The 24,041-nt window shown below is 71.0% G+C and carries 24 protein-coding genes and 1 riboswitch; of the genes, 10 read left to right on the top strand and 14 right to left on the bottom strand.

Annotated features, from left to right (window positions below):
* Window positions 1-6: 6 nt before the first annotated feature.
* The 3 genes from OG992_RS27875 to OG992_RS27885 all read right to left on the bottom strand — a co-directional run bounded on the left by OG992_RS27875 (window position 7) and on the right by OG992_RS27885 (window position 2,934).
* On the bottom strand, window positions 7-807 hold the full coding sequence (locus OG992_RS27875; RefSeq protein WP_266304686.1) for an energy-coupling factor transporter transmembrane protein EcfT: 801 nt from the start codon (window positions 805-807) through the stop codon (window positions 7-9).
* A complete protein-coding gene (locus OG992_RS27880; RefSeq protein ID WP_266304687.1) occupies window positions 804-2,234 on the bottom strand; it encodes an ABC transporter ATP-binding protein in 1,431 nt (476 codons plus the stop codon). Before OG992_RS27880 ends, OG992_RS27875 begins: the two co-directional genes overlap by 4 nt.
* A 106-nt stretch (window positions 2,235-2,340) precedes the next feature.
* Window positions 2,341-2,934, bottom strand: a complete 594-nt coding sequence (locus tag OG992_RS27885) for an ECF transporter S component (protein WP_266304688.1) — start codon at window positions 2,932-2,934, stop codon at window positions 2,341-2,343.
* A 74-nt stretch (window positions 2,935-3,008) separates the two neighbouring features.
* Window positions 3,009-3,113, bottom strand: a riboswitch (TPP riboswitch).
* A gap of 107 nt (window positions 3,114-3,220) precedes the next feature.
* Between OG992_RS27885 and OG992_RS27890 the strand changes: the two genes are divergently transcribed.
* From OG992_RS27890 to OG992_RS27910, 5 genes are all read left to right on the top strand, one after another.
* Window positions 3,221-4,051 carry an alpha/beta fold hydrolase gene (locus OG992_RS27890; RefSeq protein ID WP_266304689.1) on the top strand — a complete coding sequence of 277 codons (831 nt, stop codon included), beginning with the start codon at window positions 3,221-3,223 and terminating at the stop codon, window positions 4,049-4,051.
* 29 nt (window positions 4,052-4,080) lie between these two features.
* The gene (locus OG992_RS27895) at window positions 4,081-4,887 is read left to right on the top strand and encodes an aminoglycoside N(3)-acetyltransferase (protein WP_266304690.1); all 807 of its coding nucleotides are present in this window, start codon (window positions 4,081-4,083) and stop codon (window positions 4,885-4,887) included.
* A complete protein-coding gene (locus OG992_RS27900) occupies window positions 4,884-5,633 on the top strand; it encodes an SIS domain-containing protein (protein ID WP_266304691.1) in 750 nt (249 codons plus the stop codon). The genes OG992_RS27895 and OG992_RS27900 overlap by 4 nt, the downstream gene beginning before the upstream one ends.
* Window positions 5,634-5,772: 139 nt before the next feature.
* A complete protein-coding gene (locus OG992_RS27905) occupies window positions 5,773-6,276 on the top strand; it encodes a DUF6328 family protein (RefSeq protein WP_266304692.1) in 504 nt (167 codons plus the stop codon).
* Between the two features lie 104 nt (window positions 6,277-6,380).
* Window positions 6,381-8,378, top strand: a complete 1,998-nt coding sequence (locus OG992_RS27910) for an acyl-CoA dehydrogenase family protein (protein ID WP_266304693.1) — start codon at window positions 6,381-6,383, stop codon at window positions 8,376-8,378.
* Between the two features lie 90 nt (window positions 8,379-8,468).
* Here OG992_RS27910 and OG992_RS27915 read toward each other — a convergent pair whose 3' ends face one another.
* The 9 genes from OG992_RS27915 to OG992_RS27955 form a co-directional block, all read right to left on the bottom strand.
* A complete protein-coding gene (locus OG992_RS27915) occupies window positions 8,469-8,636 on the bottom strand; it encodes a hypothetical protein (RefSeq protein WP_266304694.1) in 168 nt (55 codons plus the stop codon).
* A 185-nt stretch (window positions 8,637-8,821) separates the two neighbouring features.
* Window positions 8,822-9,430: a hypothetical protein gene (locus OG992_RS27920; RefSeq protein ID WP_266304695.1), complete on the bottom strand. Its 609-nt coding sequence runs from the start codon at window positions 9,428-9,430 to the stop codon at window positions 8,822-8,824.
* 115 nt (window positions 9,431-9,545) lie between these two features.
* A complete protein-coding gene (locus tag OG992_RS27925) occupies window positions 9,546-10,349 on the bottom strand; it encodes a class I SAM-dependent methyltransferase (protein WP_266304696.1) in 804 nt (267 codons plus the stop codon).
* A 64-nt stretch (window positions 10,350-10,413) separates the two neighbouring features.
* Window positions 10,414-10,812 carry a Fur family transcriptional regulator gene (locus tag OG992_RS27930; protein WP_145792480.1) on the bottom strand — a complete coding sequence of 133 codons (399 nt, stop codon included), beginning with the start codon at window positions 10,810-10,812 and terminating at the stop codon, window positions 10,414-10,416.
* A complete protein-coding gene (locus OG992_RS27935) occupies window positions 10,809-11,108 on the bottom strand; it encodes a metalloregulator ArsR/SmtB family transcription factor (protein WP_030338189.1) in 300 nt (99 codons plus the stop codon). The genes OG992_RS27930 and OG992_RS27935 overlap by 4 nt, the downstream gene beginning before the upstream one ends.
* A 43-nt stretch (window positions 11,109-11,151) precedes the next feature.
* Window positions 11,152-12,018 (bottom strand): metal ABC transporter permease, encoded by an 867-nt coding sequence (locus OG992_RS27940; protein WP_266304697.1) that lies wholly within the window; start codon window positions 12,016-12,018, stop codon window positions 11,152-11,154.
* A gap of 3 nt (window positions 12,019-12,021) precedes the next feature.
* Window positions 12,022-12,783: a metal ABC transporter ATP-binding protein gene (locus tag OG992_RS27945; RefSeq protein ID WP_091409689.1), complete on the bottom strand. Its 762-nt coding sequence runs from the start codon at window positions 12,781-12,783 to the stop codon at window positions 12,022-12,024.
* Window positions 12,780-13,724, bottom strand: coding sequence for a metal ABC transporter substrate-binding protein (locus tag OG992_RS27950; protein ID WP_266304698.1), 945 nt, complete (start codon window positions 13,722-13,724; stop codon window positions 12,780-12,782). Before OG992_RS27950 ends, OG992_RS27945 begins: the two co-directional genes overlap by 4 nt.
* Before the next feature lie 54 nt (window positions 13,725-13,778).
* Window positions 13,779-14,036, bottom strand: a complete 258-nt coding sequence (locus OG992_RS27955) for a hypothetical protein (protein WP_266304699.1) — start codon at window positions 14,034-14,036, stop codon at window positions 13,779-13,781.
* A gap of 29 nt (window positions 14,037-14,065) precedes the next feature.
* Here OG992_RS27955 and OG992_RS27960 point away from each other — a divergent pair, with 29 nt between their 5' ends.
* The 4 genes from OG992_RS27960 (at window position 14,066) to dusB (ending at window position 17,642) form a co-directional block, all read left to right on the top strand.
* The gene (locus OG992_RS27960) at window positions 14,066-14,407 is read left to right on the top strand and encodes an antibiotic biosynthesis monooxygenase (RefSeq protein WP_112642190.1); all 342 of its coding nucleotides are present in this window, start codon (window positions 14,066-14,068) and stop codon (window positions 14,405-14,407) included.
* Window positions 14,408-14,431: 24 nt separating this feature from the next.
* A complete protein-coding gene (locus OG992_RS27965) occupies window positions 14,432-14,911 on the top strand; it encodes a hypothetical protein (protein WP_266304700.1) in 480 nt (159 codons plus the stop codon).
* A 114-nt stretch (window positions 14,912-15,025) separates the two neighbouring features.
* Window positions 15,026-16,405, top strand: coding sequence for a glycine--tRNA ligase (locus OG992_RS27970; RefSeq protein ID WP_238687313.1), 1,380 nt, complete (start codon window positions 15,026-15,028; stop codon window positions 16,403-16,405).
* A gap of 64 nt (window positions 16,406-16,469) precedes the next feature.
* Complete coding sequence (gene dusB, locus OG992_RS27975) at window positions 16,470-17,642, top strand: tRNA dihydrouridine synthase DusB (protein WP_266304701.1); 1,173 nt, start codon at window positions 16,470-16,472, stop codon at window positions 17,640-17,642.
* Window positions 17,643-18,048: 406 nt separating this feature from the next.
* On the opposite strand, the gene OG992_RS27980 is transcribed toward dusB, so the two are convergent.
* Together OG992_RS27980 and OG992_RS27985 are read right to left on the bottom strand one after the other, a co-directional pair.
* Window positions 18,049-18,711: a C39 family peptidase gene (locus OG992_RS27980; protein ID WP_266304702.1), complete on the bottom strand. Its 663-nt coding sequence runs from the start codon at window positions 18,709-18,711 to the stop codon at window positions 18,049-18,051.
* 589 nt (window positions 18,712-19,300) lie between these two features.
* Window positions 19,301-20,986 carry a beta-N-acetylhexosaminidase gene (locus OG992_RS27985; protein WP_266305288.1) on the bottom strand — a complete coding sequence of 562 codons (1,686 nt, stop codon included), beginning with the start codon at window positions 20,984-20,986 and terminating at the stop codon, window positions 19,301-19,303.
* 325 nt (window positions 20,987-21,311) lie between these two features.
* Between OG992_RS27985 and ppdK the strand changes: the two genes are divergently transcribed.
* The gene (gene ppdK, locus OG992_RS27990; protein WP_238687110.1) at window positions 21,312-24,020 is read left to right on the top strand and encodes a pyruvate, phosphate dikinase; all 2,709 of its coding nucleotides are present in this window, start codon (window positions 21,312-21,314) and stop codon (window positions 24,018-24,020) included.
* Window positions 24,021-24,041: the final 21 nt, after the last annotated feature.

The following is a 24,041-nucleotide window of genomic DNA, read 5'->3' on the forward strand; positions in this document are numbered from 1 at the left end:
GCGCCCTCAGCCGAGCAGCGGGCGGAACGTGCCGAGCAGCACGCTGACCGTCAGCGCCGCCCCGGCCAGCGCCGCTGCACCGGCGACCAGCAGCCCGTCGGCCGCCGTGAAGTGCTGGTGGCGGGCGACGGTACGGGGTGTTCCGGCGTCGAAGCCACGGGCGTCCATCGCCACCGCCAGTCGGGTGCCTCGGCGGATCGCCCCCACCAGCAGCGCGAACGCGGTGGAGGCGAAGAGCCGCAGCTTCGCCACCGGGTTGCGTCCCGCGTCGACGCCCCGCGCGCGTCGGGCCATGCTGATCATCTGCCACTCCTGACCGAGCAGCGGCACCAGCCGGAACGCCGCCAGCGCCCCGATGGCGAACCGGGCCGGCGCCTTCGCGTTCTGGACCAACGCGTCGGCCAGGTCGGTGGGGTCGGTGGTCGCGAAGACGATCACACCGGGCAGGGCCACCGCGAACACCCGCAGCACCAGGCCGAGCGCGGTGAGCAGGACGCCGGTGCTCACCAGCACCGGTCCCACGTCCAGCAGGACCCGACCGGACCGGTCGGCCGCGAACAGCACCAGGGTGACCAGGATGCCGGCGGCACTGAGCAGCAGCGGCCAGGCCCGTCGGGCCAGCACCCGGTAGCGGATGCCGAACAGCGGCAGGACGGCCAGTTCGAGGGCGATGGCGATCGCCGGGGCCACCGGGTCCAGGGTCGCCAGCAGTGTGAACGAGAAGACCAGTGCGGCGGCTACCTTCGCCACCGGGTTGCGGCGGGCCAAGGGCGCGTTCGGCGCGGCGACCGGCTCGATGCTGATCATCGGTGGTCGTCCGGGGCCCGGTGCAGGGTGACGGTGCGGTCGGCGAGCGCGGCGACGAAGTCCGCGTCGTGGGTGACAGTGACCACGCCGTGCCCGGCGTCGCGCAGGTCGGCGAAGAGGTCGACCAGCTCCCGCCAGGTCCGCCGGTCCTGGCCGAAGGTGGGTTCGTCGCAGATCAGCAGGCGTGGCGCGGTGGCCAGGGCGGTCGCCACACTCAGCCGCCGCGCCTCACCACCGGAGAGGGTGTACGGGTTGGCGGCGGCGAGTCGGGCCAGCCGCAGCCGGTCCAGCAGCCCGGCCACCGTCTCGTTGACGGCTGCCTCGGGTTGACCGGTGCGGCGCGGACCCAGCGCCAGTTCGTCGAAGACCGTGCTGGTGACGAACTGGTGCTCGGGATCCTGGAAGACCGACCCGATCCGTCGGGCCAGCGCGGGCGCCCGCCATCGGTGCGGGGGAGTGCGGTGGTCCGCGCCGGCCAACTCGGCGGATGCCGTGACCCGTCCGCTGCCCGGCCGGAGCAGACCGCCGAGCAGCAACGCCAGCGTGGACTTGCCGGCACCGTTCGGTCCGCGTACGGCGAGTGCCTCACCGGCGCGTACCGCCAGGTCGGTGGAGCCCAGCCGGGGCGGCAGGCCGAGCCGGTCGGCGGTGAGCAACAGCTCCCCGGGGCCGGCGGTGGCCGGCCGGGGCGCGATGGGGTGACCGGGCACCCAGACCCCCTCGGCGGCCAGGGCGGCGCCGTGGGCGGCGAAGACCGCCTCTGGTGTGCCGTCCGCGCGGACGCCGCCACCCGGTTCCAGGACGACCACCCGGTCGACGAGCGGCAGTGCCTCGGCGACCCGGTGCTCGACCAGGATCAGCGTGGTGTCGGCGTCCAGTGCGCCGGCCACCGCGTGTCGGACCAGCTCGGCCCCGGCCGGGTCGAGGTTGGCGGTCGGCTCGTCGAGCAGCAGCAGGGCGGGGCGTAGGGCCAGCGCGCCGGCCAGGGCGAGGCGTTGCTGCTCGCCGCCGGAGAGCGCCGCCGTGTGGCGGTCGCGGGAGTACGGGAAGCCGACCCGGTGCAGCGCCTCGTCCACGCGGGGCCAGATCTCGTCGGCCGGCACTCCCCGGTTCTCCAGCCCGAACGCGACGTCGTCGCCGCAGCGCGCCATCACCAGTTGGGTCTCCGGGTCCTGGAAGACGATGCCGACCCGTTCCCGCCCCTTGCGTGGGTCGAGCCCGTCGATCTCGACGGTGCCCTCCTGCTCGCCGGAGTCCTCGGGGAGCAGCCCGGCCAACGCGCTGAGCACTGTGCTCTTGCCGGCCCCGGAGGGCCCGAGAAGCAAAACCCGCTCCCCAGCCTCAACCCGCAGGTCAACCCCGCGAACGGCCCAGGCGCGCCGCCCAGCGTGCCGCCACCCGAACCCCCGCAGCAGTACCCCGCTCACCGAACCCCCTTCCGGTCCGCGCTCTCGTCCGTTGATCAAGAGGTTTGCGTCAGGAAGTCGCCTTCCGCTGACGCAAACCTCTTGATCAACGCCATTGGGTGGGGGGTTAGATCAGGGCTCGGTTTCGGCCTGCGGGGAAGCGGTCCAGGACGCCGGTGTTTGCCAGGGCGTTTGTCAGCAGCCAGCCGCCCAGGCCGGCGATCACTGTGGCGCTGACGATGGTGAGCAGCGCGTACGGGATGCGGTAGTCGGTCAGCGCGTAGTCGACGTTCCAGACGAAGAAGTCGAACAGCGCGGCGCTGAGGCCGGTCAGCGCGCCCGCGAACACAGCGGTCGGCAGCCGGAACGACCGGTACCGGAAGGCGGCGAAGGCCAGCTCGGCGCCGATGCCCTGCACGATGCCCTGCGGGATGACCGTGCCGGCCCACTGGCTGCCCAGCAGCGCGGACAGGACCGCGGCCACCGTCTCGCAGTAGAGCGCGGCGCCGGGCTTGCGGATGACCAGCCCACCGATCACCGCCGGCATCAGCCAGACGCCGTAGAGCAGCGTCTGCGCCGGCGGGAAGAAGGCGAACGCACCCTCGGTGGCGCTCCAGACCAGGCCCCAGGCCCAGAAGATGACGCCGAAGGCGACAGCGATCACCGAGGCGACCACGATGTCGATGGTGCGCCAACGGTGTGTGTCAGTGGTGGAATTCATGTGTTGCTCCCAGTTCGTGAGTGCGAACCAGGAGAAGACGCACGCCGCGTCCGGTGGCACCGGACTGCGGCGCGGCTGGAGGTCGACCGAACTCCCTGCGCTGGCATTACCCAGATCAGGTTCGAGGGTCTGCGGGCGTGCCCGCACTCTCAGCGCTGTGCGCTCCCCTGTCGGATATGAAGTTGTCTCGCTGACGCTAACACCGACAGGTGTCGCGGGCCCAGCAGGGCATCCGCCTGACCTGCGGGAGCGACCGGCCGACCGCCGGCTGGGTACGCTTCTGATCATGCGGGTTGACGCGCGAGGCTTCACGTTCGAGGTGACCGTCGGCGGTCCGACGGACGGCGTACCCGTCCTGCTGCTGCACGGTTTCCCTCAGCACAGCGGCGAGTGGGACGACGTGGTGCCGGCGCTGCACGCGGGTGGGCTGCGCACCTATGCGCTGGACCAGCGCGGATACTCACCCGGCGCCCGGCCCACGGCGGTGGCCGACTACCGGATCCCCGAACTCGTCACCGATGTGGTGGCGGTGCTCGACGCGCTCGGGCTGGACGCCGTCCACCTGGTCGGCCACGACTGGGGCGCGATAGTGGCCTGGGCCGTCGCCGCCCGGCACCCCGAGCGGGTCCACACGCTGACCGCGGTGTCCGTACCGCATCCGGCGGCCATGGCGCACGCCCTGAGCACCGACGCCCAACAGAAGGCCCGCTCGTCGTACATCGCGCTGTTCCGCAAGCCCGACAAGGCGGAGAAGGTGCTGTTGGCATGGCACGCCACCGCGTTGCGCAAGCTGCTCGGCGGGGTGGGCGACACGGCCCGGGTGAACCGGTACGCCGACCCGATGCGGGAGCCGGGGGCGCTCACGGCCGCGCTGAACTGGTACCGGGCGATGTCCCGCGCCGATCTGGCCGGCGTCGGCCCGGTCGCGGTGCCCACCACGTACGTCTGGAGTGACCGGGACGTCGCCATCGGCCGGACCGCCGCCGAGGCGTGCGCGCAGAACGTCACAGGCGACTACCGCTTCGTGCAACTGCCCGCTGTGAGTCACTGGATCCCGGACGCGGCGCCGGCCCCGCTCGCCGAGGCGATCCTGGCCCGAGCCGCCGGGACGGCCTGAGCCGTGCGGGTCCGCGAGGGAGAGTCATCGTGACGACGGACGCCAGCGGGCCGGGCAGCCGACGCTCGATCGCCGCGCAGCTGCGCGTGCTGGGCGTACGCCCCGGCGCGACGCTGCTGGTGCACGCGTCGCTGCGTCCGCTGGGCTTCGTCAGCGGCGGCCCGCACGCGGTGGTGCTCGCCCTGCGCGACGCGCTCGGCCCGGACGGCACGATCGTCGTGCCCACCCATACGCCCGACAACAGCGACCCCGCGCAGTGGCGCAACCCGCCGGTGCCGGCGGGCTGGTGGCCGCTGATCCGCTCGGAGATGCCGGGCTTCGACCCGGCGGTCACCCCGAGCCGGTACATGGGTGCGCTCGCCGAGACGGTCCGCGGCTGGCCCGGCGCGCTGCGCAGCTCCCATCCGCACGTGTCGTTCGCCGCGCTCGGTCCGGCCGCCGAACAGGTGGTGGCCGGGCACACCCTGGCGGACATGCTCGGCGAGGGCTCCCCGCTGGCCCGCCTCTACGATCTCGACGCCGACGTGTTGCTGCTCGGCGTGGACCACTCGGTGAGCACCTCACTGCACCTGGCCGAGTACCGCAGCCCGGGCTCGCCCCGGGAGCGGATCGGCGCCGCAGTGCGTACCGCCGACGGTGGTCGGGAGTGGGTGTGGTGGCAGGACGTACGACTCGACGCGGACGACTTCGCCGCGTTGGGGGAGGAGCTGGAGGCCACCGGGGCGGTTCGCACCGCACCGGTCGGCACCGGGTCCGGCAGGTTGATGCGCCAGCGGGCGGCTGTCGACTTCGCGGTTCGCTGGCTGGCCCGTAATCGAACGACGGAGGACGTATGACGGTGAGCGCCGAGGACTACCTGGCAGTGGTGACCGAGACCATCGGCCGGGTGGCCGCCAGTCAGCGGGAGGCGGTGGGGCGGGCCGCCGACCTGATCGCCGAGGCCGTCCGAGCCGCCGGCGTGGTGCACGCGTTCGGCACCGGGCACTCGGAGGCCCTCGCCATGGAGATCGCCGGACGGGCGGGTGGTCTGGTGCCGACCAACCGGATCGCGCTACGCGACCTGGTGCTGCTCGGCGGCGAACCGGCCGACCGGCTGGGCCCACTGCTGGAACGGGACCCGGCCGTCGCGCACCGCCTCTACGAGCTGGCCCCGGTGCGTCCCACCGACGTCTTCGTGCTCGCCTCGAACTCCGGGGTCAACGGCGCGATGGTGGAGTTCGCCACGCTGGTAAAGGAACACGGCCACGGCTTGGTGGCGATCACCTCGGCGCAGCACTCCGGGCGGATGACCTCCCGGCACCCGTCCGGGCGCAAGCTGAGCGACCTCGCCGACGTGGTGCTCGACAACGGCGCGCCGTACGGCGACGCGACGCTGCCCCTGCCCGGCGGCGGCGCGGTCGGCGCGGTCTCCTCGATCACCGCGGCGCTGCTGGCGCAGCAGGTGACAGTGGAGGTGGTGGCGCGGTTGCTGGCGGCGGGGGAGCGGCCCCCGGTCTACCTCTCGGCGAACATCCCGGACGGCGACGCGCACAACAACGAGCTGGAAGCGCGGTACGCGGGCCGGATCCGACGCGGGTCCTGACACGGCGCTGGCGGCTGACGTGTGTCGCCGCGATGAACGGCAGATGTCGTGAACCAGTTTCGCGCTCGGCCGGGTGGGGCATTGGCGTTGCTGCCGGCGGCTGGGACCGCCGGCAGTAGCGTCTCACCGGAGGTAGCGCGTGTCCAAGGAGACCGAGAAGCAGCGCTGGCAGCGCAACTTCGCCGACCTGCTGCAGGAGTTGCGGGTCGCGCAGACCGGCGTGCAGATCCTCTTCGCCTTCCTGCTCACCCTGCCGTTCAGTAACGGGTTCACCGAGACGACGGAGTTCCAGCGCGACGTCTACATCGTGGCGTTGCTCGCGGCGGCCGCCGCCACCGCGATGATCATCTCGCCGGTGGCGTTCCACAGGGCGTTGTTCCGGCAGGGGCGCAAGCCGGAGCTGGTCCGTTTCGCCCACCGGATGGCCACCGGTGGCCTCGCCTTCATGCTGATCGCGATGGTCAGCGCGGTGCTGCTGATCACCGACTTCGTGCTGGACCGGCCGATCGCCTTCGTGCTCAGCGCCCTGACCGGAATCTGGTTCCTCACGTTCTGGGTGGCCCTACCGTTCGCCCGACGCAACTGGGGCGAGGACGACATCGACGACGATGACGACGACCCGGACGACGTCGACGGTCGCTGACCGCGCCGATCTTCACGCAGCGCTACCCCTGGGTAACAACCAGGGGTAGCGTGGCGGTAGTCGCGCACGTCGACGCAGCCGCACCGAGCTTCGAGGGGGCAGCCGTGACCACGACGCAGGATGGCCGACCGGCACCGGAAGGCCCCGACTCCGAAACCACAGCCGGTGCGGCCGCGCCGCTGCCCGCGGAAGCCGGGCAGGTCACCGAGAAGGAGGCCCGGCAGGTCGCCGAGGCCGCCCGGGAGTCCACCTGGGACCGACCCAGCTTCGGCAAGGAGCTGTTCCTCGGCCGGTTCCGGCTCGACCTGATCGACCCGTGGCCCCGATCCGATCCGGACGACGTGGCTCGCGCGGAGGAGTTCCTTGGTCGGTTCCGCGCCTTCCTGGCCTCCGAGGTGGATGGTGAGGCCATCGAGCGGGACGCGTCGATACCCGACTCGGTGTTCCACGGCCTGGCCGACCTCGGCGCGTTCGGCATGAAGATCGACCGGAAGTACGGCGGGCTCGGGCTGAGCAACCTGCACTACTGCCGGGCGCTCATGCTGGCCGGCTCGGTCAGCCCGGCCATCGGCGCGCTGCTCTCGGCGCACCAGTCGATCGGGGTGCCGCAGCCACTGAAGATGTTCGGCACCGCCGAGCAGAAGCAACGCTTCCTGCCCCGGCTCGCCGCCGGCGAGGTGTCCGCCTTCCTGCTCACCGAGCCGGACGTCGGCTCCGACCCGGCCCGGCTGGCCACCATCGCGGAGCCGACCGAGGACGGCACCGGTTACCGGCTCAACGGGGTGAAGCTCTGGGCCACCAACGGCATCGTGGCCACCCTGCTGGTGGTGATGGCCCGGGTGCCGGCCACGCAGGGACGTCGGGGCGGGATCACCGCGTTCGTGGTGGACGGCGACAGCCCCGGCATCACCGTCGAGCGGCGCAACGAGTTCATCGGCCTGCGCGGCCTGGAGAACAGCCTGACCCGGTTCCACGACGTGATCGTCCCCGCCGAGAACGTCATCGGTGGCGAGGGCAAGGGGCTGAAGATCGCCCTGACCACTCTGAACACCGGTCGACTCTCACTGCCGGCCATGTGCGTGGGCGCCGGCAAGTGGGCGTTGAACGTGGCCCGGGGGTGGGCCGCCGACCGGGTCCAGTGGGGACGGCCGGTGGGCGAACACGAGGCTGTCGCGCAGAAGCTCTCCTTCATCGCCGCCACCACGTACGGCATGGAGACCATGCTCGACCTCTGCTGCCTGCTCGCCGACGACGACCGCAACGACATCCGGATCGAGGCGGCACTGGTCAAGCTGTACGCCAGCGAGATGGCCTGGAAGATCGCCGACGAGCTGATCCAGATCCGGGGCGGGCGCGGCTACGAGACGGCCGACTCACTGGCCGCCCGGGGTGAACGCCCGGCCGCCGTCGAGCAGATGCTGCGTGACCTGCGGATCAACCGGATCTTCGAGGGCTCCACCGAGATCATGCACCTGCTGATCGCGCGGGAGGCCGTCGACGCCCACCTGTCGGTGGCCGGCGACATCATCGACCCGGACGCGGGGTTGGGCCGCAAGGCCCGAGCCGGCGCGCGAGCGGGCGCCTTCTACGCGAAGTGGCTGCCCACCCTCGCCGTCGGTCGGGGGCAGAGCCCTTCGGCGTACGCCGAGTTCGGCCCGCTCGCCGCGCACCTGCGTCAGGTGGAGCGTTCGTCGCGCAAGCTGGCCCGGTCGACGTTCTACGCGATGTCCCGCTGGCAGGGAAAGATGGAGCGTAAGCAGGCGTTCCTCGGTCGGGTGGTGGACATCGGCGCCGAGTTGTTCGCGATGTCCGCGGTCTGCGTCCGGGCCAGCGCCGAACGGGACAGCCGCCCGGAGAACGTCGAACTGGCCGACCTGTTCTGCCGGCAGGCGCGGGTGCGGGTGGATGCCCTGTTCGCCGCACTCTGGGACAACACCGACTCGGTCGACACCGCCGCCGCGAAGCGCATCCTCGCCGGCCGCTACGCGGGCCTGGAGGAGGGCGTGCTCACCCCGTCCGAGGAGCTGCCCTGGGTGGCCGGCTGGTCGCCCGGCCCGTCCACCTCCGAGGACGTCCGCCGCCGCATCCCCCCAAAGCCGTGAACCGCGCAGGGCGGCCTGCCGCCACGAGGGTTGGTCGCCACGAGGGCTGGTCGCCGGCGTCGGTCAGCGGTGCGGGTCGGCGGTGCACGGTCAGCGGGAGACCGCCCAGGCCAGCACTCCCGCCAGGATCAGACCGTTGAGCCCGGCCAGGGCCAGGTACGCCGCGGGTGGGATCTTCTTGCCCCGGCGGAGGAAGTAGACCAGGACTGCGGCGTAGCCGAGCAGCAGGACGGCGATGACGACGAGGAAGTAGAACACCCGACGACTTTAACGACACCCTCGTCGAGCTGAGCCTGCGCCCGGCCGGCCCGACCTCTGCCTGCTCCGCGATCTTGCACTTGCTGTCCCGACACAAGGGGCATTCCACCCATGTCGGCAACCGAAACTGCAAGATCGGCGCGACGGGGCGGGTCGGGGCGCGACGGGCGCGACGGGGCGCGACCTTAGCGGCCCCGGGCGCGGAGGCCTAGTTGGCGCAGCTCCAAGGCGGCCAGGGCATCGACTGTCGCGTCGTCGCCGCGCCGCCACGCCTCGGCGACGTCCGGACCGATCCGGGTCAGTTTGCCCAGTGGCTGGGTGGCCAGCGCGCGCAGGGCGAGCAGGTCCCGGCCGGCCGGCCCGGCGGCCAGCTTCGTCGCCGATCCGGCCCGGCGCATCCAGCGGACCCGCAGCGGCAGCCAGCCGAACAGCACGATGCCGAGCGGGAAGATCAGGACCGCGATGGCGAGGGCGAGGGCGAGTTGGTCGACCAGGTGCTGCTGGTCGCGGCCGGCGTCGGCGAGCCCCCGGGCCGCGTCGGCGGCCCGCTGGAAGGGTGCGGTCAGCTCGTCGCCGACCAGCGGGACGCGGCGAACCTTGCCGCCCGCGTCGGCGAGGTTGTCGGCGAGCCCGCTGCCGGCGCCCTCCAGCTTCTGCCCCGGCACGGCGAGCTTCTGCACCAGGTCGTGCAGCCACAGCGCGCCGCGGATCGCCACGTACACCCAGGCGACGACGAGCAGGTCGGTGAGCAACTGACGGGCGGCGGTCGGGAACCGATCGGCATAGATTTTCACGCCGGCCAGCGTGCCACGAACGGACGCGGCGGGGCACCCGTCGGATCAGCCGCCAGATTCGACGTGAACGATACGGCTACCTGCAAGGGTGCCGACAGATACCGATAGAAGCGATTCACCGGACACGTTCGGCGAGCCTCAGTTCAGTCAGGTAGCGCTTGACGACTTGGCCCCCGTAGTTGACGTCGATGAGCCGCGCGATGGAGTTCAGCAATGCGCTCTGCTGCACGTCCGGCAAGGCACGGTGGCCGGAGTAGGTCAACAGCAGATCCAGGTAGTCCGCTGTCGAGTACGGCAACTCCCACTCGTATCGGTAGAAGCTCGCAGGCCCGAATCGCTCCGACGAGGTCAGCTCCCGATCGTCCTCCGGAATGTCTTGAGCACCTTCAAGACGCAGGCCCGGCGGGGTCGACGGATCGAAGCGCTCGTAAAGCTTCTGAATCTCGACGAAGAACGCCTCGGTCCAGGTGCCACCGGCGATGTGGTGGGTTCCCACGGTGGCCAGCAGACCACCGAGACGCAAGGCGTCAGCAGACTTCGACACCCGCACGGCCGGATCGATCCAGTGGAACGCCGTCGCGGAGAGGACCACGTCGAACGGTTCCGCAGGCAAGGACCACTCCTCGAACGCTGCCGTCACCACCTCCACCGAGTCGGAGCCGGCAAGGTTTCGCCGAGCCACAGCAGCCATGTCTGCGCCCAACTCGACGGCCACGATCCGGTAGCCCCGTTCCGCCAGCGGCACGGTCGCCTGCCCAGTGCCACAGCCGATCTCCAACACCCTTGCACCGGGCGCTACGCCGGCCGCAGCGAGATCATCGAACATCTGTGCCGGGTACCGCGGCCGCGCACGGTCATACCGTTCAGCGTCCTCGTTGAAAGTCTCTCGCAGCCTTACGTAGTCATTGCTCTCGCTCACCCAGCGAGAGTACGAGTGCCGCTCCTACGGCAGGCGCCCAATTCTCAATGCCTGGCTCGCCGGGTCAGCGGACGCAGGTGGGGCAGGTGCCGAAGATCTCCAGGGTGTGGCTGACGTCGGCGTAGCCGTGCTGTGCGGCGACCCGATCGGCCCAGCTCTCCACGGCCGGGCCGGCCACCTCGACCGTACGCCCGCACACCCGGCAGACCAGGTGATGGTGATGCCCCTCGCTGCACCGGCGGTAGAGGTGCTCGCCGCCCGGCGGACGCATCACGTCGATCTCACCGGCGTCGGCGAGCCCCTGGAGGGTGCGGTAGACGGTGGTCAAACCGACCCGTTCGCCGCGCTGCCGCAGCATCGCGTGCAGGTCCTGGGCGCTGTGGAAGCCCTCCATCTCGCCCAGCAGCGCGCTCACCGCCGAACGCTGCCGGGTGTTGCGCACCGCGGCGCTGCTCTCGCTCATGATCCCTCCCCGGCGTGGCTTACCGCGTCCGCCACGATGTGCGCGACGTGCTCGTCGACCAGGCTGTAGGCGATCTCCCGGCCTCTGCGGGAGCCGCGCACCACGCCCGCTCCGCGCAACACCCGCAGGTGCTGGGAGACCAGTGGTTGCGCCGCGCCGAGCTTCTCCACCAACTCGTGCACACACCGCTCGCCGCCGGCCAGTTCACTGACGATGGCCAGCCGAATGGGAGCGGACAGGGCGCGGAGCAGCTCGCTGGCCCCGTCGAACCCGTCGTAGCCCGTCGCGCTGGTCATCCTGCAACGGTAACCAATACCACCGAGGTCACGCTGACCAGGCTCAGCTCAGCACGACCTCGTGGGGTTCCGGTGTCGGTGCGGCGGTCGGCGTCGTCCGGCGGCGCACGGCCCGCCAGACAGCGCCGGCCACGGCCACCACCAGGAACGACGCGATCGCCACCAGCACCACCGAGGCGCCCGGCGCGGTGTCCGCCGTGGCCGCCACCCAGACACCGGAACCGGCGGCGAAGAGCCCGAGCGCCATCGCGGCGGCCATCGTGCTGCGGAAGCCCCTGGTGACCTGCTGCGCGGTCGCGACCGGCACCACCATCAACGCGCTGATCAGCAGCACGCCCACGGCCCGCATGGCGATGGTCACTGTGACTGCTGTGGCGACAGCGATCAGCAGGTTCAGCGTGCGGACCGGCAGGCCGGAGACCCGCGCGTACTCCTCGTCGTGACTGACCGCGAAGAGCGCCGGCCGCAACGCGATCATCGTGACCAGGATCGCCGCGCCGAGCACCGCGATGGTGGTCAGGTCGGCGGGCGAGATGGTGGTCAGCGACCCGAACAGGTAGGCGTTGAGGTTCGCGCTGGTCGCGTCGGAGAGGCCAACCAGGAGTACGCCGCCCGCGATGCCGCCGTAGAAGAGCAGGGCCAGAGCCAGGTCACCGGAGGTACGCCCACGGGCCCGGACGATCTCGATGGCGATCGCGCCGATGGTGGCGGCGATCACCGCGACCAGCACCGGTGAGCGGTTGAGCAGCAACCCCGCCCCGACGCCGGTCAGCGCCACGTGCCCCACACCATCACCGATCAGCGCCAGCCGACGCTGCACCAGGTAGATGCCGAGCGCCGGAGCGGCCAGGCCGATCACCAGCGCGCCGATCAGGGCGCGCTGCATGTAGGGGTACTGGAAGAGTTCCATGGGTCAGTTGCTCCACAGCCCGGCGGGCTCGTCGTAGCAGTGCGGGTGCACGTGGTCGTGGTCGGGCTCCGCGTGGTGGCCGGCCGGGTCCGGCACCGCGCCGTCGTGGGCGATGCGGCCCTCGTGGACGACGACGGCCCGGCTGATCACCGGTCGCAGCGGGCCCAGCTCGTGGGCGACGAGAAGCACCGTTCCGCCGTCGCCGACGAAGTCGCGCAGCGCGCCGGCGAACGCCTCCTGGCTGGCCGCGTCCACCCCGGCGGTGGGCTCGTCGAGAACCAGCAGCTCCGGCTGGCCGGCCAGGGCGCGGGCGATCAGGGTGCGCTGCTGCTGGCCGCCGGAGAGCGTGGACACGGGGTCACCGGCCCGGTCGGCGAGCCCGACAGCGCCCAACGCGGCGTCGACGGCGGACCGGTCGGCTCGACCCGGCGGACGCAGCACCCCCCGACGGGCCAGTCGGCCGGAGGCCACCACCTCGCGGACGGTGGCCGGTACGCCGCCGCCGGCGCCCAGGCGCTGCGGGACGTACCCGATGCGTGCCCACTGCCGGAACCGGCGCAACGGCCGGTCGAAGAGGGTGACCGAGCCGGCGCTGATCGGGACCAGCCCGAGCACGGCGCGGATCAGTGTGGACTTGCCCGAGCCGTTGGCGCCGAGGATCGCGACCACCTCGCCGGCGGTCACGGTGAGCGAGATGTCCCGGAGCACGGGGCGGCCGTCGTAGCCGACCACCCCGTGCTCGACGGTGATGACAGGTGAGGTCACGAGCAGCTCAAGGCCGTCTGCAGGGTCCGCAGGTTGGTGCGCATCACCGAAAGGTAGTCCCCGTCGCTGCCGGCGGCGAGCCCTTCGATCGGGTCGAGCACAGCGGTCTTCGCGCCGACCTGACCGGCGATGGTCTCGGCCACCTTCGGGCTGACCAGTGTCTCGAAGAAGATCGTGGTGGCCTGGTGCTCCTTCGCCTCCTCGATCACGTGCGCGAGGCGCTGCGGCGAGGGCTCGACGTCCGGGCTCAGCCCGGTGATGCCGACCTGGTCGAGCTGGTATCGGTCGGCGAGGTAGCCGAACGCCGCGTGGCTGGTCACGATCTCCCGCCGCTGGCAGGTCGCCAGACCGTGCTTGAACTCGCCGTCCAGGGTCGTCAGGTCGGCGCGCAGGGCGGCCGCCCGGGAGGTGTAGTCGGCGGCGTGGTCCGGGTCGGCCTTGCCGAGCCGCTGGGCAAGCTGGTCGCCGATGCCGGCCAGCCGGGTCGGGTCGAGCCAGACGTGCGGGTCCTTGCCGCCGCTCTCCTCGGCGTGCCCTTCCTCGCCCTCGTGGTCGTGCCCGCCGGCGGACGCGTCCAACAGCGGCTGCACGCTGGTCACGTCGAACGCCCGGTCGCCGCCGTTCTGGGCCACTGCGTCGTCCACCGCCGGCTGGAACCCCTTGAGGTAGACGATCAGCTCCGCGTCGCTGACCTCACCGACCTGGCTCGGGTTGAGTTCCAGGTCGTGCGGCTCGGCGCCGGGCTTGGCCAGGTTGGTCACCCGGACCGCGTCGCCGCCGATCCGTTCGGCCAGGAACTGGAGGGGATAGAACGCGGCCACCACGTCGACTCGCTGGGGGTCGGCGCCGGCGCCGGCGCCGGTGGAGCAGCCGGCCCCGGCGCCCAGGGCGAGGAGGGCGGTCGCGGCGGCCAGGACACGGTACGTGGCGCGGTTGGTCATGTCGTCAACTGTCCGTGGCAACGATAATGATTGTCAAAAACGCATGATTGCATGTCAGAGGAGCTTCGCGAGGCCCACAGCCACCAGCAGGGTGAGCATCACCAGTCGGATCAGCCGGGTCTGCGGCGCCTGAATCGCCCAGGTCGTCGCCAACAGGGCGATCAGGACCCCGGCGAGCGCGAGCGTGAGCAGCCCGCCGATCACTCCGGGCGTGAAGAACGCCACCAGCACCACCACCAGGGTGAGCAGGAACACCGACGTCGGGTTCGCCCCGGCCAACCGGGCGAGCAGAGGGCGCTGCGTACGCTGCATCCCACAGACTCTACGAGGAGGAACCCCCGGTGCTGGTGACCAACCGGTTCGTGGTCGACGTCGATGCCGCCGACGGCTTCACCGAACGGGCGCACGCCGCCCTCACCGCGCTGGCCGCCCGGCCCGGTTACCTGCGCGGTCAACTGGTCCGGGCGCTGGACGACCCCCGGCACTGGTCACTGGTCACCGAATGGGAGTCGGTCGGCACGTACCGGCGGGCGCTGGGCGCCTTCGAGGTCAAGGTCAGCGCCGTGCCGCTGCTCGCCGAGTCCGTCGACGAGCCCTCCGCCTACGAGGCGCTGGCCACCGCCGCCCCCGGTGGGGCCGTGGTCGTCGCCGACAGTGATCGGGCTGCGGGTCCTTACCGCTGAGCCGGCGGACACTACGCTGCTCCTATGACCGCACCCGCCCCGCCACCCGGTCCCGGGGTGGCTCCGCCGTTCGCCGCGCCGCCCACCGAGGGCCGCCGGACTCGGCTCTGGATCGGCCTCGGCGTCGGCGCGCTCGCCGTGGTGCTCTGCTGCGGCGGGGGTGGCGCCGCCGTCGTCGGCCTGGCCGTCAGCGGAGTTCAGGCGATCCGGGAACAGGCCCGCACCGTGACCGGCGACTACTACCAGGCGCTGGTCGAGCGAAACTACGGGCGGGCGTACGACCAGCTCTGCGACGACGCGCAGCGGCGTGAGTCCCGACCGGAGTTCGAGCGGCGCGCTGCCGCCGAACCGCAGGTGACAGCGTTTCGGGTGGGTGAGGTGGACACCACCTACCTGACCGTGCCGGTCGACGTGACCCTCGACGGCGGCGACCGGGATCGGCAACAGGTCAGCCTCGGGCAGGACGGGCAGACCGGCGGCGTGGAGGTCTGCGAGGTCAGCTGACCCGTCCCCGGTATTCTGCTGGGCTCGGGGGGACGGTGGTCGTACCGTTGTCCCGAACCGACCGTTCCATCCACATCTCGCCCCCGCCGACCGCCAGCCGGCGTAGGAGGAAACATGCCAGCCGACCGTATCGACGCCGTCGTCAGCCTCGCCAAGCGCCGAGGCTTCGTCTTCCCCTCCAGTGAGATCTACGGGGGCACCCGATCGGCGTGGGACTACGGCCCGCTCGGCGTGGAGCTCAAGGAGAACGTCCGCCGGCAGTGGTGGAAGACGATGGTCCAGCAGCGCGACGACGTCGTCGGCCTGGACTCCGCGGTGATCCTGTCCCGCAAGGTGTGGGAGGCGTCCGGCCACATCGCCGAGTTCGTCGACCCGCTCACCGAGTGCCAGTTCTGTCACAAGCGGTTCCGGGCCGACCACCTGGAAGAGGCGTACGCCGAGAAGCACGGCAAGCCGCTCACCTCGCTGGCCGAGCTGAACTGCCCCAACTGCGGCAACAAGGGCACCTTCACCGAGCCGAAGATGTTCAACGGCCTGATGAAGACCTACCTGGGCCCGGTGGAGAGCGACGAGGGGCTGCACTACCTGCGCCCGGAGACCGCGCAGGGCATCTTCGTCAACTACAAGAACGTCGAGACGGTCGCCCGCAAGAAGCCCCCGTTCGGCATCGCGCAGACCGGTAAGTCGTTCCGCAACGAGATCACCCCGGGCAACTTCATCTTCCGGACCCGCGAGTTCGAGCAGATGGAGATGGAGTTCTTCGTCGAGCCGGGCACCGACGAGCAGTGGCACGAGTACTGGCTCCAGGAGCGCTGGAACTGGTACCTCGACCTCGGCCTCGCGGCGGACAATCTGCGTCTGTTCGAGCACCCCAAGGAGAAGCTGTCGCACTACTCGAAGCGGACTGTGGACATCGAGTACCGCTTCCAGTTCGGTGGCACCGAGTTCGCCGAGCTTGAGGGTGTCGCCAACCGCACCGACTTCGACCTCTCCACGCACAGCAAGCACTCCGGCGTCGACCTGTCGTACTTCGACCAGAGCAAGAGTGAGCGCTGGATGCCGTACGTCATCGAGCCGGCCGCGGGTCTGACCCGCGCGGTGCTCGCCTTCCTGTTGGAGGCGTACGACGAGGACGAGGCGCCGAACACCAAGGGCGGCGTGGACAAGCGCACCGTGATGCGGTTCGACCCGAGGCTCGCCCCGGTCAAGGTCGCGGTGCTGCCGCTGTCCCGCAACGAGGCGCTGTCGCCCAAGGCCAAGGACCTCGCGACGCTGCTGCGCAAGCGCTGGGTGGTGGAGTTCGACGACTCCCAGGCGATCGGGCGTCGCTACCGCCGGCAGGACGAGATCGGCACCCCGTTCTGCGTCACAGTCGACTTCGACACGCTTGACGACAACGCGGTGACCGTGCGCAACCGGGACACCATGGCCCAGGAGCGCGTCTCCCTGGACCAGGTCGAGCGCTACCTGATCGAGCGTCTCCCCGGCTGCTGAGACTCTGCGCACGGGGCCTCGGCCGACGCGATAAGCGCCGGTCGGGGCCCCGTACACTTGTCCGGTGACTGCCTCGACCGTGCCCGCGCTGCGCCCGCTGACTCTCGGCCAGCACCAGGTGTGGCCGCCGGTAGTCCTCGCGCCGATGGCCGGGATCACCAACATCGGGTTCCGTCGGCTCTGCCGCGAGCAGGGTGGCGGCATCTACGTCTGCGAGATGATCACCACGCGCGCGCTGGTCGAGCGCAACCCGAAGACGCTGCGCATGATCGCGTTTGGCGACGACGAGAAGCCCCGCAGTCTCCAGCTCTACGGCACCGATCCGGAGATCACCGCCGCCGCCGTGCGGATCGTCGTCGAGCGCAACCTGGCCGATCACATCGACCTCAACTTCGGCTGCCCGGTCCCCAAGGTCACCCGACGTGGCGGCGGCGCGGCACTGCCGTGGCGGCGACGGCTCTTCGCGCGACTCGTGCGGGCCGCGGTGGCCGCCGCGTCACCGGCCGGGGTGCCGGTCACCGTCAAGATGCGCAAGGGCATCGACGACGACCACCTGACGTACGTCGAAGCCGGGCTCGCCGCCCAGGAGGCCGGCGTGGCCGCGGTGGCCCTGCACGGGCGCACGGCGGCGCAGCGCTATTCGGGCACCGCCGACTGGGACGCGATCGCCACCCTGAAGCAGGCCCTCGATGTGCCGGTGCTCGGCAACGGCGACATCTGGGAGGCCGACGACGCGCTGCGCATGGTGGCCCACACCGGCGTCGACGGTGTGGTCATCGGGCGCGGCTGCCTGGGCCGACCGTGGCTCTTCGCCGACCTGGAGGCCGCCTTCAACGGTCGAGCGGAGCGGCGGCTGCCCACCCTCGGCGAGGTGGCGGTGACCATGCGCCGACACGCCGAGCTGCTTGTCGACCAGTTCTCAGCCGGCGCCCGCAACCCGACCCGCGGTGAACGGGACGGCTGCACCGACTTCCGCAAGCACGTCGCCTGGTACCTCAAGGGCTTCCCGGTCGGCGGCGAGCTGCGGCGCTCGCTGGCGATGATCGAAAGTCTGGCCCAGCTCGACGACCTGCTCGGCAAGCTCGACCCGGCGGAGCCGTTCCCGATGGCCGCCCTCGGGCAGCCGCGCGGGCGTACCAACTCGCCCGGCAAGGTCTCCCTGCCGGAGGGCTGGCTGGCCAGCCGGGACGACGACACGGTCCCCGAGGGCGCCGAGATGGACGACTCCGGCGGCTGAGCCCCTGGCCGGTCGGGTGGAGGCGCCCCGCGACCGTCCCTCCGGAACGCGGGCTCGAAGCGAAGTCCGTGCCGGCGCTCCGGTCACCCCCGAGCCCTCGGGCCGCGGCGCTCGGTCTTTCCTCGACACTCTGGGCAGAGGCTGGGCACTCAACGCTCCCCGCAGAGGCTGGGCAGATGAGTGTGGCGTCCTATCGAGCTGATGTCGTGAACGAATCACCAGCTCGACTCGGTCGGCCATGCCCCTGATTCGTCTACGACATCAGCTCCAAAGGACCCGTGACGCAGTCCGTGGGGTGGTCCGGTGGGTGGCTTGCCGAGGGCGGGTGGACAACGACCCGGTCATGCCGAAGGGCCGGGCCCCGTGGTGGGGTCCGGCCCTTCGGTGTGTGCGGGTGGTGTGGGGGTCAGCTGGTGGCGTAGCCGCGGGTGGCGATCCAGTCGGCGAGGTGCTCGACGCTGATCTGGTAGGCGGCTTGGTTGGGGTCGGCGGAGTCGGCGATGGTGACGGTGTTGCCGTTGTCGTGGTAGCCGACGACGCTGATGTAGTGCCCGCCCTCGTAGGAGTGGGTGACACCGTCGGTGTCGGTGCTGGTGCCGGCGATGTTGGCGACCACGGCCCGGCCGTCGTCGACGGTCTTGACGATGTCGGCGCGCAGCTTGTCGGTCTGCGTGGCGTCGGCGTCGGGGGTGCTGATCTCCACCGACCGGTAGGCGTCAGCCTTGCCGGTTTCCTTGTTCAGGACGGGGGTGATGTCGTTGATGGAGTTGGTGCCGGCCTCGGTGGTGCCCATTTCCTTGGCCATGTCGTCGACGTTGATGTTCTTACCTTGCACACTCAGGGCGTTACGGGTCGCGGCGGGCCCGCAGTAGTAGAAGTTCGGCTGGGCTTCGTAGCGCACGCCGAGTTCCCGCTCGCCGTGGCCCTTGCGGTCGGTCTGGGTTTGCGTGGCCGGCTTGCCGCTGGTGGGGGCGGCGAAGGCGGTGGTGACGGGGCCGGCGATGGCGCCTCCGGTGAAGGCGAGGCCGGCGGCGGTCAGGGCGGTCTTACGGATCAGATCGGTACGCATGATGGCGTGCTCCTCTGCATCGGGGGTGTGCCCGCACGGCACTCAACAGGGGGGTGGTGCGACCGTGCGGGAAAGCTTGTGCCCGGCGACCCGCAACAAGGGGTCGGCGTCGGGACAGGGTGTAACCATCCGCGGTGGCGGGTCATTCCGCCTACCCGTCGGCCGGTCGTGGTGCTCGGCCGGACGGGGGGTGTAACCGGGGCGGCTTGGCGGGTGTTCCCGGCGGCTGCCGCGCCCCACGACCCGAGAGTCGCGGTGGCATGCCAGGTATAACGACCCGGCCCGGCCGCCGATTCCGCCGTAGGGGTGGCCCCGACCACCCGACACCGACCGTCAAACCCGACAATCAGCCCGCCAGGCCGGCCCGCTGAAACGGACACGGCGCCAACGGCGGGGTGATCGACTCGGGTTCCTGAAAGTCGCGGAGTCCCGGAGCCGGGGATGCCCCGACTTCATGAAAGCCGAGTGGATCATGCCCGTCTGCGCCGGCCTGCGCCCCGGACCGGCCTGCGCCCCGGACCGCGGCCTGCGGCCCGGACCGGCCCGACCCACTGGGCAGAGGGCGGGTGGAACCGGTCCAACGCGGGGGTCAGGGCTTGGCGGTGTCGGGTTGGGGTGTGGTGCGTTGTGTCGGGATGGTCGGTGCGGTGGGCCAGGGGATCTCGGGCGCGTGGTGGAAGGTGATCCCGGCCGTCGTCCAGCGCGGGCCCTGGCCGGCCAGGCGGTCGCGGAAGCCGGCCCAGTCGTGGCTTGCCCGGGGTGACCAGCCCAACTCGGCGATGGCCGGGAGGCGGGGCAGGAGCAGCAGTTCGATGTCGGCCAGCGAGGTGACCGATTCGGTCCAGAGCGGGGCCTCCACACCGAGAACCGCCTCGGCGGGTACGTCGGCGACGTGCGTACCCGGATCCCAGTCGTACGCCTTTCGCACGTCGATGAGGCCGGCCCAGTCGTGCCCGATCGGGGTGTCCGGGGCGTACTTCATGTCCAGGTAGGCGTGGTTGCCGGGGGAGACGATCAGGCGGGCGCCCCTGCGTACGGCGTCGACGGTGGTGGGGTCTTCGCCGTTCGTGCCCCACCACTGCAGGACCCGCCCGTCGAGGTGGGCGGCCGGCGCGAGTTGGTGCCAGCCGACGACGGTCTTGCCGAGGTCGGCCACGATGCGCTGGACCCGCTCGACGAAACCGGTGTAGACCTCGCCCTTCACCTTGAACGCCTCGTCGCCGCCGATGTGCAGCCAGGGGCCGGGAGTGAGCGCGGCCACCTCGCCCAGCACGTCGGCGACGAAGTCGTACGTCCGCTCGTCGGCCGGGTCGACGTAGCTGAAGCCGACCTCGGTGCCGGTGTACGGCGGTGGCGCGGTCTTGTCCGGTGCCAGCTCCGGGTACGCGACCAGCGCCGAGTTGGTGTGCCCCGGGAGGTCGATCTCGGGAACGACTGTGATGTGGCGGGCGGCCGCGTAGGAGACGATCCGCGCGTAGTCGGCCTTCGTGTAGTGCCCGCCGGGGCCGCCGCCGACCTCGGTCGTCCCGCCGACGGTGGTCAACTTCGGCCAGGAGTCGACGGCGATCCGCCAGCCCTGGTCGTCGGTGAGGTGCAGGTGCAGGTGGTTGAGCTTGTAGCGGGCCAGGTGGTCGACCACCCGCAGCACGTCCTCGACGGCGAAGAAGTGCCGCGCGACGTCAAGCATCGCCCCCCGGTAGGAGAACCGGGGTGCGTCGGTGATGGTCCCACCCGGCAACGCCCAGCGTGCGGTGACCGGGCTGGGGCTCTCGATCCCCGCTGGCAGCAGTTGGCGCAGCGTCTGTACGCCGTAGAAGAGGCCGGCTGCGGTGGCTGCGGTGACGCGTACCCCGTCGGTGGCGACGTCCAGGCGGTAGCCCTCCACGCCGAGGTCGGCGCTGTAGCCCTCCGCACCGAGGTCGGCGCTGCCGTCGAGCACCAGCGCGATGGCACCGGCGGGCTCTGGCCTGGTGGCGTCGGTGACCGGCAGCGGGTAGCCGGTTGCCGGACGCAGGAGCTGGGCGAGCTGCTCGGCGACGGCCAACGCGGCGGGGTCGGCGCTGGCCACGATGACCGCGTCGGCCGGGAGCGCCCAGTCGGCGGTCGGGTCCGGCTGGACGTGCTGGGGGGCGGGCACGACGTCGGCCAGCCGGTGCGGGGCCGCCGGGGCGAGCAACGTGCTCGCGGTCTGCTCGGCCGTGCGGGCCAGCGTGGCCGCGTCCGGTTCCTCCGCCGACAGCGGTGTGGGGACGGCGGTGGGGCCGGGGGAGGGGATGGTCGACACGGCGGCGACTCCGGGGGTGTATTCGCGTCGGTTATGGCAAAAGTGAGGTTCACCGGCTGGCGTGGCGTCAAGCGTACGACGCTCGGCCGGGATGCGTGATGGTGCGCATGGAAGCGTTCCCAAAAACCGGTACGAACACGGATAGTCGTGATGGCTGTGCCAATTGTCACCGAACGGTCCCAGGTCACTCGATGTTCGCTTAACCTTCGCCCACCGATCGACGTTGACCCCGGGATTACCGGCGGTCCGTCCCGGGGAAGAAGAAAACTGAACCTTCGTTAAGTGTCAATCCGGCGCGTGTGTTGTGGAGGCTCTGGTGGCAGCGCAAGAGACCGTCGATCACAAGTACGTCTACGACTTCTCCGAAGGCAACAAGGAACTCAAGGAGCTGCTCGGCGGCAAGGGGGCAAACCTCGCCGAGATGACCAACCTGGGCCTGCCCGTACCGCCCGGCTTCACCATCACCACCGAGGCGTGCCAGGCGTACCTCGCGACGGGACGGGAACCGGACGGGCTCGCCGGTCAGATCGAGGCGCACCTCGAATCGCTGGAGCGCGCGATGGGCAAACGCCTCGGTGACCCGCAGGACCCACTGCTGGTCTCCGTCCGCTCCGGTGCCAAGTTCTCCATGCCCGGCATGATGGAGACCGTTCTCAACGTCGGTCTCAACGACCAGAGCGTGGTCGGGCTCTCCGCACAGGCGGGACAGAACGACAGGTTCGCCTGGGACTCCTACCGGCGACTCATCCAGATGTTCGGCAAGACCGTCTGTGAGGTGCCGGGCGAGGAGTTCGAGCACGCGCTCGACGAGGCCAAGCACGCCAAGGGCACCCACAACGACCTGGATCTGGACGCCGACGACCTGCGTGGGCTGGTCGACGCGTACAAGAAGATCTTCTTGAAGCACACCGGCCGGGAGTTCCCGCAGCAGCCACGCGAACAGCTCGACCTGGCCATCCGGGCGGTCTTCGAGTCGTGGAACGCCGAGCGCGCGGTGCTCTACCGCCGCCAGGAGCGCATTCCGGCCGACCTGGGCACCGCTGTCAACGTGGTGACAATGGTCTTCGGCAACCTCGGCCCGGATTCCGGCACCGGGGTCGCGTTCACCCGTGACCCGGCCAGCGGCGCGCAGGGCATCTACGGCGACTACCTGGCCAACGCTCAGGGTGAGGACGTGGTCGCCGGCATCCGCAACACGGTGCCGTTGCAGGAGTTGGAGCAGCTCGACAAGACCTCCTACGACGAGCTGCTCGGCATCATGGCCCGGCTGGAGGAGCACTACAAGGACCTGTGCGACATCGAGTTCACCATCGAACGTGGCAAGCTGTGGATGTTGCAGACGCGGGTCGGCAAGCGGACGGCCGCCGCCGCGTTCGTCATCGCCGGGCAACTCGTCGACGAGGGCCTGATCGACCTGGACGAGGCGCTGCATCGGGTCAACGGCGCGCAACTGGCCCAGCTGATGTTCCCGCGCTTCCAGCTCGACCACGAGTTCCAGCCGGTCGCCAAGGGCATCGGCGCATCGCCCGGCGCGGCCTCCGGCACTGTGGTCTTCACCTCCGCCCGAGCCGTCGAGCTGGCCGCCGAGGGCAAGTCGGTGATCCTTGTGCGCCGGGAGACCAACCCGGACGACCTGAACGGCATGATCGCCGCCCAGGGCATCCTCACCTCGCGCGGCGGCAAGACCAGCCACGCCGCTGTGGTGGCCCGGGGCATGGGCAAGACCTGCGTCTCCGGCGCCGACGAGATCGAGGTGAACGTCCCGGCGAAGCGGTTCACAGTGGCCGGGCAGACCGTCACCGAGGGCGACGTCGTGTCCATCGACGGCACCACCGGCAAGGTCTATCTCGGCGAGGTGCCGGTCATGCCCTCCGAGGTCGTGCAGTACTTCGAGGGCAGCCTCGACCCCGAGCACATCGACAACGCGCTGGTCCGGGCCGTACACCGGATCATGACGCACGCCGACGGGAAGCGGCGGCTCGCGGTCCGCACGAACGCCGACACCGGCGCGGACGCCGCCCGGGCCCGGCGCTTCGGCGCCGAGGGCATCGGGCTGTGCCGCACCGAGCACATGTTCCTCGGCGACCGGCGGGAGTTGGTCGAGCGGCTGATCCTGGCCCGGGCCCCGGGTGAGCGGGAGGCGGCGCTGGCGGCGCTGCTGCCGTTGCAGCGGGCCGACTTCGAGGAGATCTTCCGCGAGATGGACGGCCTGCCGGTCACCGTCCGGCTCATCGACCCGCCGTTGCACGAGTTCCTGCCGCCGTTGGAGCAGCTCGCCGTCAACGTGGCGGTCGCCCAGGAACGCGGCGAGGACGTGGCCAAGGAGGAGGCGCTGCTCGCCGCCGTCCGGCGGATGCACGAGGAAAACCCGATGCTCGGGCTGCGGGGCGTACGCCTCGGCCTGGTCATCCCCGGCCTGTTCGCGATGCAGGTCCGGGCCATCGCCGAGGCGGCTGTCAGTTGCGCCCGCAACGGGGGCGTGGCCAAGCCGGAGATCATGGTGCCGCTGGTCGGGGCCGTCCAGGAGTTGGAGACGGTACGCGCCGAGGCCGAGAAGATCATCGCTGAGGTGGTCGGGGACAGCGGCGTCGAGGTGCTGATCGGCACCATGATCGAGGTGCCCCGGGCGGCGCTGACCGCCGGGCAGATCGCCGAGGCCGCCGAGTTCTTCTCCTTCGGCACCAACGACCTGACCCAGATGGGCTGGGGCTTCTCCCGCGACGACGTCGAGGGCGCGTTCTTCTGGCGCTACCTGGAGTTGGGCATCTTCGGCATCTCGCCGTTCGAGTCGATCGATCGCGACGGCGTCGGTCGGCTGGTGCGGATCGCCGCCGAGGAGGGTCGGGCCGCCCGGCCTGGGCTGAAGCTCGGTGTCTGCGGTGAGCACGGCGGCGACCCGGACTCGGTGCACTTCTTCCACGAGGTCGGCCTGGACTACGTGTCCTGTTCTCCGTTCCGGGTGCCGGTGGCCCGGCTGGAGGCCGGCCGGGCGGTGGTGGAGACCGGCGGGTCGGACAGCCGCTGACGCACGTCGGCGGCGGCCTGA

The organism is Micromonospora sp. NBC_00362 (assembly GCF_026342155.1).
Taxonomy (GTDB): Bacteria; Actinomycetota; Actinomycetes; order Mycobacteriales; family Micromonosporaceae; genus Micromonospora; species Micromonospora hortensis.